The 11,917-nt window shown below is 65.2% G+C and carries 13 protein-coding genes; all 13 read right to left on the reverse strand.

Features of this window, described 5'->3' with window-relative positions:
• Positions 1-27: 27 nt before the first annotated feature.
• Positions 28-606 carry a cytochrome c oxidase subunit 3 family protein gene (locus tag ACYVG8_RS05040; RefSeq protein WP_036386981.1) on the reverse strand — a complete coding sequence of 193 codons (579 nt, stop codon included), beginning with the start codon at positions 604-606 and terminating at the stop codon, positions 28-30.
• Positions 607-768: 162 nt separating this feature from the next.
• A complete protein-coding gene (locus ACYVG8_RS05045) occupies positions 769-2,154 on the reverse strand; it encodes a cbb3-type cytochrome c oxidase subunit I (protein ID WP_028500562.1) in 1,386 nt (461 codons plus the stop codon).
• A 42-nt stretch (positions 2,155-2,196) separates the two neighbouring features.
• Positions 2,197-2,622 carry a c-type cytochrome gene (locus ACYVG8_RS05050; protein ID WP_107889554.1) on the reverse strand — a complete coding sequence of 142 codons (426 nt, stop codon included), beginning with the start codon at positions 2,620-2,622 and terminating at the stop codon, positions 2,197-2,199.
• A 305-nt stretch (positions 2,623-2,927) separates the two neighbouring features.
• A complete protein-coding gene (gloA, locus tag ACYVG8_RS05055; protein ID WP_028500560.1) occupies positions 2,928-3,323 on the reverse strand; it encodes a lactoylglutathione lyase in 396 nt (131 codons plus the stop codon).
• Between the two features lie 36 nt (positions 3,324-3,359).
• Positions 3,360-4,088, reverse strand: a complete 729-nt coding sequence (locus ACYVG8_RS05060) for a M48 family metallopeptidase (RefSeq protein ID WP_460745108.1) — start codon at positions 4,086-4,088, stop codon at positions 3,360-3,362.
• Complete coding sequence (locus tag ACYVG8_RS05065; RefSeq protein ID WP_028500559.1) at positions 4,027-4,794, reverse strand: lysophospholipid acyltransferase family protein; 768 nt, start codon at positions 4,792-4,794, stop codon at positions 4,027-4,029. The genes ACYVG8_RS05060 and ACYVG8_RS05065 overlap by 62 nt, the downstream gene beginning before the upstream one ends.
• Positions 4,795-4,800: 6 nt before the next feature.
• On the reverse strand, positions 4,801-5,343 hold the full coding sequence (gene gmhB, locus ACYVG8_RS05070; protein WP_028500558.1) for a D-glycero-beta-D-manno-heptose 1,7-bisphosphate 7-phosphatase: 543 nt from the start codon (positions 5,341-5,343) through the stop codon (positions 4,801-4,803).
• 49 nt (positions 5,344-5,392) lie between these two features.
• A complete protein-coding gene (glyS, locus tag ACYVG8_RS05075) occupies positions 5,393-7,471 on the reverse strand; it encodes a glycine--tRNA ligase subunit beta (protein ID WP_460745109.1) in 2,079 nt (692 codons plus the stop codon).
• A gap of 6 nt (positions 7,472-7,477) precedes the next feature.
• Complete coding sequence (locus tag ACYVG8_RS05080; RefSeq protein ID WP_028500556.1) at positions 7,478-7,942, reverse strand: surface-adhesin E family protein; 465 nt, start codon at positions 7,940-7,942, stop codon at positions 7,478-7,480.
• Positions 7,943-7,950: 8 nt separating this feature from the next.
• Positions 7,951-8,844: a glycine--tRNA ligase subunit alpha gene (gene glyQ / locus ACYVG8_RS05085; protein WP_028500555.1), complete on the reverse strand. Its 894-nt coding sequence runs from the start codon at positions 8,842-8,844 to the stop codon at positions 7,951-7,953.
• Positions 8,845-8,921: 77 nt separating this feature from the next.
• Positions 8,922-9,566, reverse strand: coding sequence for a YceH family protein (locus ACYVG8_RS05090; RefSeq protein WP_028500554.1), 645 nt, complete (start codon positions 9,564-9,566; stop codon positions 8,922-8,924).
• A 33-nt stretch (positions 9,567-9,599) separates the two neighbouring features.
• Complete coding sequence (gene hemG, locus ACYVG8_RS05095) at positions 9,600-10,961, reverse strand: protoporphyrinogen oxidase (RefSeq protein WP_460745110.1); 1,362 nt, start codon at positions 10,959-10,961, stop codon at positions 9,600-9,602.
• 112 nt (positions 10,962-11,073) lie between these two features.
• Positions 11,074-11,886, reverse strand: coding sequence for a class II glutamine amidotransferase (locus tag ACYVG8_RS05100; RefSeq protein ID WP_051529081.1), 813 nt, complete (start codon positions 11,884-11,886; stop codon positions 11,074-11,076).
• Positions 11,887-11,917 lie beyond the last annotated feature (31 nt).

Below are 11,917 nucleotides of genomic sequence, written 5' to 3' on the forward strand. Positions count from 1 at the left end.
GCACCAGCCCGGACCCGCAGCAGCCACTCAGCGCAGCAGGTAGAGCAGCGGAAACAGCACCACCCACACCAGGTCGACCATGTGCCAGTACGAGGCAACGGTTTCCACGCCATCGTGCGCTCTGGCGTCATAGCCGCCACGGCCGGCCTTGAGGGCCACATAGCCGAGCATGACCATGCCAAGCAGCACATGCAGGAAATGGAAACCGCTCAGCGACAGGTAGAACATGTAAAACAGGTCGGTCGACAGTGAGATGCCGGCAGCGAAGACAGCACCGAGCTCGGCCAGCTTGACGCTGGCGAACACGGCGCCGCAGGCGACCGCCCCCCACATCCAGCGGGCACAGCGCTGCGACTGTCCGCGGCGGATGGCCGCGACCGCACGCACGACGGCATAGCCGCCGCTGAGCAGCGCCACGGTATGCACGACGCCGGTCAGCGGATTCAGCCCGGCCTGTCCCTGCTCGAACAGCGCCAGGTGATGCTGGCGGGCAAAGGCGTAGGCCAGAAAGAAGACGCCGAACACCAGCAGTTCGGCAAGAATGAACAGCCACATGGCCAGGTCACCCGGATAGCGGGGCGGATCAAGGGCAGAAGCGGTAGACATGATGGAACGTCCTCGGGGGCCGGATGAGATCAGGCAGGCAGCCGTACTCACGATCTCCCCTGTCAGTCAGGCATGCACCGGCGCCACGGTGACCGCCGGTACCCACCTTTGTCAGCAGCCCGGGGCCGGGCGGAAAATCCGCCCGGCCCCGGGCTTGCACCTTCAGGCGTTGCTGCGTGCCGGCGCGGACTTGCCGCCGACAAAGAACGACGCCACGTACAGCAGCAGACCGGCCAGGAACACCAGCCCGGACACTTCACGCATCCAGTAGATCGACGAGATCTGGTCCTGGGCGACCATGAAGTTCATCGGCGTGTCGGTCAGGCGTTGCAGCATGACCTGCTTGAAGCCGGCAGCGGTCAGGAACAGGGTGATGGCGACCATGGCCAGGGTCATCATCCAGAACGACGCGATTTCCATCCGCTGCGACGCCTGGCTGTTGGCTTCACGACCGCGCATCAGCGGCATCGCATACGAGATCATGGTCAGCACCACCATCACGTAGGCACCGTAGAACGCCATGTGGCCGTGGGCGGCGGTCAGCTGCGTGCCGTGGGTGTAGAAGTTCACCGGGGCCAGCGTGTGCAGGAAGCCCCACACCCCCGCGCCCAGGAAGGCCATCACCCCGGTACCGAGCGCCCACAGCGTGGCGGCGCGGTTCGGATGGTCGCGCTTGCGGCGCTTGACCATGTTGAAGGCGAACACCGTCAGCATGAAGAATGGCACCGGCTCGATGGCGGAGAACACGCTCCCCATCCACAGCCAGTATTCCGGCGCGCCGATCCAGAAGTAGTGGTGACCGGTGCCGATGATGCCGGAGATCAGCGTCATGGCAATGATCACGTACAGCCACTTCTCGACCACTTCGCGGTCGACCCCGGTCACCTTGACCAGTACGAAGGCCAGCATGGCGCCAAGAATCAGTTCCCACACCCCTTCCACCCACAGGTGCACGACCCACCACCAGAAGTACTTGTCCAGCACCAGGTTTTTCGGGTTGTAGAACGAGAACAGGAAGAAGATCGCCAGTCCCCACAGGCCGAGCAGCATGACCAGGCTGATGGTGGTCTTGCGTCCGCCCAGCACCGTCATCGAGATGTTGAACAGGAACACCAGCGCCACCACCACGATACCGACCTTGGTCGGCAGCGGCTGTTCAAGGAACTCGCGCCCCATGGTCGCCAGCAGATCGTTGCCGGTCAGTCGGGCCAGGGTCGCGTACGGCACGGACAGGTAGCCGACCACGGTCAGCGCCCCGGCGGCCAGGAAGATCCAGAACATCCAGCGTGCCAGCTTCGGGCTGTAGAGTTCGCGCTCGCTTTCTTCCGGGATCAGGTAATACGCCGCCCCCATGAAGCCGAACAGCAGCCAGACGATCAGCAGGTTGGTGTGGACCATGCGGGCCACGTTGAACGGGATCTGGGGAAACAGGAAGTCCCCGATTACATACTGCAGGCCCATGATGAGGCCGAAAATGATCTGCCCGATGAACAGGCCGATCGCGGCGACGAAATAGGGCTTCGCCTCCGCCTGCGACTGGTATTTCATCTTTTTTCTCCGCGTGGATGGCGCAAACGGTCGTGATGGTGCTCAACCTTCGACATTGGGCGGCCAGTTGTTGGTGTTGATGCCGTTGGTGTACTTGAGGAAGGCCACCAGGTCGTCAAGTTCCTGATCGCTCAGGTGAAACTGCGGCATCTGCCGGCGGCCGGGAGCCCCGGTCGGCTGCGCCTTGATCCACGCCTTGATGAATTCCGGTCCGCGCCGGGTATAGACATTGCCGAGCTCGGGCGCGAAGTACGCACCTTCACCCAGAATGGTGTGACAGCCGATGCAATTGCGCGTTTCCCAGATGTGCTTGCCGCGCATCGCCTGATCGGTCAGCAGTGCCCGGTTGTCACGCTTGGGCAAGGTATTGACCGTATCGAAAGTCAGGCCGAGAAAAAGCAGAAAGAAAAACACCGCGCCACCGTAAAAGATGTTGCGCGCGGTTGACTTGGTGAAGCTTCCGCTCATGGCACTCCCCTGTGCATAAATTAGCATGCAGATAGTGCGGTCCGGCACAGGACATCATCATTGATTCGTATCAACGCTTTTCAGACCGGAGGGGAATCGGAAGCATAAATCCGGCTTTTTTCGGGTTATTTTAACCCTGCCATAATCAGGGTTTATTAGGCATGGCCGGCAACGCCGTTATAACCCCATTTATAATGCGGGAATACACGCCGGCTTTGCCGGAAGGCGCATATAGCCTGCAAAACAGGAAAAAGAAAGGACTGACCGTATTCAAATACGGTCAGTCCTTTTTTCATTCACTGCGATCAGTCGTGCTGGGTACCGGCCTGGATGAATTCGATCTTGTAGCCGTCCGGGTCCTCGACAAAGGCGATGACGGTCGAACCATGTTTCATCGGCCCGGCTTCGCGCGTGACCTTGCCGCCGAGGCGGCGCACGGCATCACAGCTGGCAGCGGCATCGGCGACTTCCAGTGCGATGTGGCCATAGCCGTTGCCGAGGTCGTAATGGTCGGTGTCCCAGTTGTGGGTCAGTTCGAGTACCGAGGCCTTGTCCTCGTCGTCATAGCCGACGAAAGCCAGGGTGAAGCGGCCGTCCGGATAGTCATTGCGGCGCAGCAGCCGCATGCCGAGCACCCCGGTATAGAAAGCGATCGAACGGTCGAGATTGCCGACACGCAGCATGGTGTGCAGCAGGCGCATGGTATTCCTCCAGAAAAGTCAGGGATGTTGTGGCGCTTACACGACGCCGCACAGCGCGGCGTTGCGCTTCAGCCAGACATGGCCGCGCTGCCAGTCCGGATACAGTCGGGCGACTTCGGCCCAGAAGCGCGGCGAGTGGTTCATTTCCAGCAGATGGGCCAGTTCGTGCGCCATCACGTAGTCGATGGCGTAATCCGGCGCCATGACCAGCCGCCAGGCGAGATTGACCGTCCCGCGCGAGGTGCAGCTGCCCCAGCGCTTGCGCGCCGACGACAGTTTCAGCGCCCGGGGCGCCCGCAGCCAGTGGCCGGAAAACGCCTGCAGCCGGGCCGGAAAATCGGCGGCGGCTTCGGCGCGCAGCGCGCGGGCAATCAGTGGCTGTGCCGCTTCCCAGTCGGCGACGCCGATCACCACACACTGGCCATCGCGAAACAGCGCGCGGCGCGGGCTGCCGGGAATGAAATGCAGCGCATGCCCGACGCCACGCAGCAGCACACTGTGCGGCGTGGCCAGCCTGACGGCGTCGCGGGCCATGACTTCGGCCTGCTTGCGCCGGATCCAGTCGGCCTTTTCGCGCACGAAGCCTTCAATGCGTTCGCGCGGCAGGGTCAGCGGCGCACGCGCCTCGACCCCCTGCCCGGTCACGTGCAGCGCCAGCGTCCGCCGCGCGCTGCGCACGACTGCCAGTTGCAGCGGTTCGCGGTCAGCCAGCGAGACGTGCCAGACGACGGGCGCGGTCTTCGGGACTCGCGCACGGGCCGACACCGCTGATTTCGGCTTGGCGGGCTTCAATCCATTCCTCCACTTGACGCATCATCGCTTCCGGTCCGCCGGCGTCCGCCGCCATCACCGGCTTGCCGATGACCACGGTAATCTCGCCCGGGTACTTGAAGAAGCTGTTGCGCGGCCAGAATTCGCCGGAGTTCAGTGCCACCGGCACCAGCGGCACACCGATGTCGCGGGCCAGCCGCGCGCCACCGAGTTTGTACTTGCCGCGCTTGCCCGGCGCGGTGCGCGTGCCTTCGGGGAAGATGGTGATCCAGAAGCCGTCGCGAATCCGCTGCTCGCCCTGCTCGATCAGTTGCCGGTTGGCCTGCATGCGATTGCGGCGATCGATCATGATCGCGCACGCCGCCGCCAGACCCCAGCCAAAGAACGGGATCCACAGCAGTTCACGCTTGGCGACGAACACCTGATGCGGAAAGATCGATTGCAGTGCCAGGGTTTCCCAGCCGGACTGGTGTTTGCTGGAAATGATCGACGGCGTATCGGGGATGTTCTCCCGACCGATCACCTTGTACTTGAGACCGACCAGGTGTTCCAGCGCCCACATCAGCACCAGCGCCCACGAGGCAATGACCCGCTGGCGGAAGCGACGCGGCGCCGGCAGCAGCAGCAGGCCAATGATCGAGTAAGGCGGCATGCTGATGCACAGCACCAGCCAGTAAAGCAGATTTCGGAATATGAGCATGAGTCTTCAGGAAACGTGGGCTATCAGCCATTCGGCGGCGACAAGCAGGTTGTCGAACACCTCGGTGCGCGGCGGCAGATCGCCGGCCTTCTCCGTCTGCCGCCCCTTGCCGGTGCGGACCAGGATCGCCTTGCCGCCGGCGGTGTCGATCGCCTGCAGGTCGCGCAGGCTGTCGCCGATCAGCCACAGGCTTTCCGGCTTGACGCCGAAGCGCTCGGCAATGTCCAGCACCATGCCCGGGGCCGGCTTGCGGCAACTGCAATGGGCCTCGGGCTTGTGCGGACAGAAGAATACCGCGTCGATGCGGCCGCCGGCCTTGCCGACCAGGTGGTGCATCTTGTCATGCATGGCGTTCAGCGCATGCATGTCGAACAGCCCGCGCCCGAGCCCGGACTGGTTGGTCGCCACAACCACGCGCCAACCGGCCTGGGACAGCAGGGCAATCCCGTCCAGTGCACCGTCGATCGGCACCCACTCGAGGCTGTTCTTGACGAAATCGTCGCGATCCTGGTTGATCACACCGTCCCGGTCGAGGATGACGAGTTTCATGGGGCTGGCACCGTGATGGGACAATGGACGTCCTTGTGACGGGCGTGGGTCATTCCGCCAGCAGCGAAATGTCGGCCACGCGATTGAACAGACCGGCAAGTTTGCCGAGCAGGGCGAGTCGGTTGCGACGCACGGCGGCATCGTCGGCCATCACCATCACGCCGTCGAAGAACGCGTCCACCGGCGCCTTCAGCGCCGCCAGGCGCGACAGCGCAGCGGTGTAGTCACGACCGGTGCAGGCGGCATCGACATCGGGCAGTACGGCGTCGATGGCGGCAGCCAGCGCGCGCTCGGCCTCCTCGGCAAAGCGTGCCGGGTCGATGGCAGTCGGCACCTCGCCGTCCACCTTTTTCAGGATGTTCATGACCCGCTTGTTGGCGGCGGCCAGTGCGGCGGCTTCCGGCAGCGCGCGGAACGCGGACACCGCTGCCAGCACGGCGCGGATTTCGTCCAGCCGGGTCGGCGCCAGCGCCAGCACGGCGTCGACTTCGTCGGCGCGAATGTCGGCGTCGGCGGTCAGCAGGTTCTTCAGCCGTTCGAGCATGAAGCCGTACAGGGCGTCGGCAGTGCCGTCGGCCAGCGTGCCGGCCGGGAAGGCGGCGACGGCCCGTTCCAGCAGTGCGCGCAGGTCCAGCGGCTGTTCCATCAGCATGCGCAGCACGCCGAGGGCGTGCCGGCGCAGGCCGAACGGATCCTTGTCGCCGGTCGGGATCAGGCCGATGCCCCAGATGCCGGTCAGGATTTCCAGCTTGTCGGCCAGGGCGACGGCGGTCGCGATCGCGCCTTCCGGCAGCGAATCACCGGCAAAGCGCGGGTGGTAATGGCCTTCGATGGCGGCAGCGACCTCGGCCGGCTCGCCATCCAGGCGGGCGTAATAGGTGCCCATCACGCCCTGCAGTTCCGGGAATTCACCGACCATGTCGGTCAGCAGGTCGGCCTTGGCCAGCCGGGCGGCGCGGCGCGCCAGCGCGGCGTCGGCCCCCAGTTGCGCGGCCACTTCGCCGGACAGGCGTTCGAGGCGTTCGACGCGTTCGAGCTGGCTGCCGAGCTTGTTGTGGTAGACCACATCGGCCAGACGCGGAATGCGCGCTTCCAGCGGCTGCTTCTGGTCCTGTTCATAGAAGAACTTGGCATCGGACAGCCGTGCGCGCAGCACGCGTTCGTTGCCGCGGATGATGTGGGTCGGATCGGCGGTTTCCAGATTGGACACCAGCAGGAAGCGGTTCATCAGCTTGCCGGCGGCGTCCAGCAGCGGAAAGTACTTCTGGTTCTGCTGCATGGTCAGGATCAGGCATTCCTGCGGCACCTTGAGGAACTCGGCCTCGAAACCGGCTTCCAGCACCACCGGCCATTCGACCAGCGCCGTCACTTCGTCCAGCAGCGCGTCATCGGCCGCCAGCGTGGCGCCGAGTGCCGCGGCACGGTCGGCCAGGTGCTTGTCGATCAGCGCGTGGCGGGCTTCGAAGCTCGCCACCACTTTGCCCTGTTCGTACAGCGTACGCGCGTAGGCATCGGCGGACGGAATGGCAATGTCGCCGGCGGACAGGAAGCGGTGACCACCGGTCACCCGGCCGGACTTCAGGCCGAGGACTTCGCCATCGATCACGCGATCGCCATGCATCATGATCAGCGCATGCACCGGACGCACGAAGGTGACGTCGCTGTCGCCCCAGTGCATCAGTTTCGGGATCGGCAGCTTGCGCAGCGCTTCCTGCACCGCAGCCGGCAGCACCTGGTCGAGCCGGGCGCCGGTGGCGGTGTAGGTGTAGAAGAAGGTTTCACTCTTGCCGTCCTGGCGACGCTCGAACTTCGCCACCGCGTCGAGCGGGATAGAACGGGCTTCGAGCTTCTTCACCAGCGCCGGGCTCGGCTCGCCGGCAGCATTCAGCGCCACGCCGACCGGCATGATCTTTTCGGTGACATCGTGGTCCGGCGCCTGGGCCAGCACCGGGGAGATGGTCACGCCCAGCCGGCGCGGGCTGGCAAACGGGTGGACGACGGCGGCATCGTCGATCAGACCGGCGCGCGCGAGTTCGGCGCGGACGGTGTCGGCAAAACGCTCGCCCAGCTTTTTGAGCGCCTTCGGCGGCAGCTCTTCGGTAAACAGTTCTACGAGCAGGGTGGTCATGGCAGTTTATTCGGTCTTGTAGGCAGGGTGGCGGACGGTCTGGCAGGCGATATCCAGCATGCTGGCGCCCATCGAACCCTCCTCCACTGCTTGGAAACGCCACAGGTGCGGCGGCAGCGGGAAGGTCGTCGCCCAGACGAGCTTCCCGTTGCGATCCAGGTAATCGGAAGAAACAAGGGCATAACGGTCGTTTGCGCAGTCCACCACCACGGTATTGGTCCGGACGAAATAGTGCACCTTCAGCGTCGGCTCGGTCTTCTGGTCGGCGAAGGTTTCACGATGACGGAACTGCAGCAGCCCGCCGTCGACCCAGCGGAACGACGCACGGTCGATGGCCAGTTGCAGCTTGGTTCCGTTCTGGTAGGTCATCCACACCGGCGTCGGCGTGGGGGCCCGGGCGGAAACCGGGGCGGCGTGCGCCGACGACAGCAGGACGGCGGACAGGACGGCGGAAACGACGGTTTTCCTCATCTAGCGACTCACGATCCGGTTTGGCACATCGGGAAGCCCAGGGCTTCGCGACTGTCGTGGTAGGCCTGGGCCACCAGCCGCGCCAGCGCGCGGATGCGGCCGATATAGGCGGCGCGCTCGGTCACCGAGATTGCACCGCGTGCATCGAGCAGGTTGAACGCGTGTGCCGCCTTCAGAATCATTTCGTAGCCGGGAATCGCCAGCCCGGTATCGAGCAGGCGGCGGGCCTCGCTCTCGAACTGGTTGAACTGGCCGAACAGGAACGGCACGTTCGAATGCTCGAAGTTGTAGGTCGACTGCTCGACCTCGTTCTGGTGGTACACGTCACCATAGGTCAGCGTGCGGCCTTCCGGGGTCACGGTCCAGACCAGGTCGTAGACGTTTTCCACCCCTTGCAGGTACATCGCCAGCCGCTCGATCCCGTAGGTGATCTCGCCGAGCACCGGCTTGCAGTCGAGGCCGCCGACCTGCTGGAAATAGGTGAACTGGGTCACTTCCATGCCGTTGAGCCAGATTTCCCAGCCCAGGCCCCAGGCGCCGAGGGTCGGGTTTTCCCAGTCGTCCTCGACGAAGCGGATATCGTGCACGGTCGGGTCGATCCCCAGTTCGCGCAGGCTGCCGAGGTACAGTTCCTGGATATTGTCCGGGCTTGGCTTCAGTACGACCTGGAACTGGTAATAGTGCTGCAGGCGATTGGGGTTTTCGCCATAGCGGCCATCCTTCGGCCGGCGCGACGGTTGCACATAGGCCGCATGCCACGGTTCCGGGCCGATGGCGCGCAGGAAAGTCGCGGTATGGCTGGTGCCCGCGCCCATTTCCATATCGTACGGCTGGAGCAGCGCACAGCCCTGGCGACCCCAGTAGGTCTGGAGCTTGAGGATGATGTCCTGAAAAGTCAGCATGACAGCGTGGATCCGGCAATAAATTAGCGGTGGATTCTACTCGTTAAGCCCTTGTCGAATCAAAGGCAGCCCATTTGCTACAGGCCCAGCTCGCCGCACACCCGGTCCAGACGCTCGCGCAGTCCGGCGACCTCCTCCTCCAGCTGTTCGACCCGCGCCTGCAGCGCCGCATCGCTGCGGGGTGCCGGTCGCGTGTCGGCGGACGGGGCCAGCAGCTCCGGCCCGGGCTCGCCGCACAGCAGGTGCATCCAGCGGTTTTCCCGGCTGCCGGGGGCCTTGGGCAGCATGCAGACCAGCGCGCCGTCGCCGCGCTCGGACAGCTCGTCGAGAAAAGCCTCGACGGCCGACACGTCGGCAAAACGGTGCAGCCGCTCGCAGTTCGCGCGCAGCTCGGCGGCCGTCTGCGGACCGCGCAGCATCAGCGTGGACAGAATGGCGACCGACTGGGTCGGCACCGACAGCACGCGTTCGGTGTTGTGTGCGTAGCGGATCACGCGTCCGCCGGAAGATTCGATGACGAAAGAATGGCTGCGCAGCGCATCCAGCGCGGCCAGCACATCGGACTCGCCGGCACTCATCACCGGGTCGCGGCTGGTCTTCTGATTGCAGCCGGCAAGCAGCGCATTCAGCGACAGCGGGTAGGTATCGGGCACGGTGCGCTGTTTTTCCACCAGCACACCGAGAATGCGCGCTTCAAGCGCGGACAGAACGGGAACGGACATGGGCAAACGATACAGGGGTCATGGCAATGTCCTTTATACCGTTAACCGCGCCGCCGCGCACGGGGCAAGCGCGCCTTCAGGCGCCGGCCCGGTGCCGGCCAGCCGCCGGGCCAGGCGCTCGCCCTTTTCCAGGCAGTCGGCCATCGACACGCCGTCATGCCAGTTCGCGCAGACGTGCAGCCGTTCGCCTGCCAGCACGCTGGCGGCATGGGCGATCGGCAATGCGCGCTCGTCGTACTGCGGCAAGGCCTCCGCCCAGCGTGTCAGCCGCTGCCGCAGCGGTGCGGCCCGGGTCCGGCAAGTGCGCGCCAGCTCATCATTGACCCCGGCCAGCAGGGTCTGGTCATCGACGGCGTAGCGGTCGACGAACTGCATGCCGCCGACAAAACTGGTCAGCAGGGTTTCTTCCGCCGGCACGCAGTCGGGAAACAGGGAGCCGGACCAGATGGCACCGGCGGCGAACGGCCGCTCGGCACGCGGATGCAGCGCGCCGAAGCCGTTCAGCGCATGGCCAACGTCGGTGCGACGGAACACCGTGTGCACCGCCGCCATCGGCGCATAGCCAAGGCCGGCCAGATCCTGCGCCTGGCGCGGCAGCCACGGTTCGACCAGCGCCGCAGCGGCCGGCGCCGGCAGCGCCAGCACCACGGCGTCGGCCGCGATCGGCCCGGCGGCCGTCACGACCGTCCAGCCGTCGTCACCCCGTTCCAGCCCGAGTGCCGGGCACGACAGTCGCACGTCCAGCCCGGCGGCCAGCGCGCGCGGCAGGCTTTCCAGCCCGTGCCGCAGCGTGAAGCTGTCGCGGCGACGCAGGGTGTGCATGCGCTTGAGCATGCCCAGCAGGATGGAACCGGCATCGCGCTCGGCGTCATAGATCGCGGGCAGGGTCAGCGAGGCCAGCAGGTGTTCGGGATCGCCGGCAAACACACCGCCGATAAACGGGTCGATCAGCCGCTCGACCATCTCCTGGCCCAGCCGGCGGCGAAAGAATGCCGCTACCGTTTCCGGCGTCTGCCGCGGCCGGTTGCGGCGGAACGGTTCGGTCAGCAGCCGCCACTTGCTGCGGGCGCTGAAGGCACGCCCGCACAGAAAGGCCAGCGGCCCGCCCGGCAAGGTGCGGTATTCGCCACCGCGCAGCACATGACGATGGCGCGCCACATCGGCAACCGGGACGATGTCACCGTCCAGTCCGAGGCGGGCAAGCAGTGCGCGATGGCCATCATGGGCATACAGGGTGTTCGGGCCGAGTTCGAGGCGGCAGCCGGCCTCCTCGACCGTCCTGACCTTGCCGCCGACGCGGTCCCCCGCTTCGAGCACGACCACCTCGACGCCGGCTTCGCGCAGATGCCACGCGCACGACAGACCCGACAACCCGGCACCGATCACGACGATCATGCGCGTTTCCCCCACCCCATGGATACAGCCCCCGTCAATGCGACAACGTCACCAGTATAGTGAGACGTTCCGCGCCGCCGGTTGACTGTCGACAAGGCGGGGCCCGGCGGACTCAGGCGCCGGACGGCGGAACCGGCGCTACCTTGCCGATGCCCGGTGCCGTTTTCAGCGGTGCGCCGTACTTGAAGATTTTCAGCTCGTTGGCCTCGAACGGGGTCCAGACCTCGTTGTCGGTCAGCGGCTGGGTGGCGATCACGGCCACCCGGTCGTTCGACGTGGTCAGATCGGCAAAATCGACACTGACGTCCTCGTCGACCAGGTGGGCGGTCGTGAACGGCGCCTGGCGCACGATGTAGTACAGGCTGGTCGAGCAGTGCGCGAGCATGAACTTGCCGTTCGACAGGATGAAGTTGAACGTGCCATGGCTGCGGATCCAGGCCACGGTCTCGCTGACCAGCCGGTACAGCTCGACGAACGGCGGTTCGTGGTCGAAGCGCTGGCGCAGCGTGTCGAGCAGGAAGCAGAACGCGCGTTCGGAGTCGGTGCAGCCGACGGGACGGTAGTGGCGCCCTTCCGGCGGCGCAAAGCCGTCCAGATTGCCGTTATGGGCGAACACCCAGTAGCGCCCCCACATCTCGCGCTGGAACGGGTGGGTATTCGCCAGCGACACGCCGCCCTGGGTCGCCTTGCGGATGTGGGCGATGACATTTTCGCTCTTCAGCGGATAATCGCGGATGAAATCGGCCACCTGCGATTGCGCCGACGGTTCGACATCGAGAAACACCCGGGCGCCGGCCCCCTCGAAAAAGGCGATGCCGAAGCCGTCCGCATGATGGTCGGTCAGTCCGCCGCGACGGCGGAAACCCTCGAATGAAAAGACGATGTCGGTCGGTGTATTGCAGTTCATGCCCAGAAGCTGGCACATCGGTGTGGATTCCCTGGTCTGGAGCGACGCG

The sequence above is a fragment of the Microvirgula curvata genome (assembly GCF_054781615.1).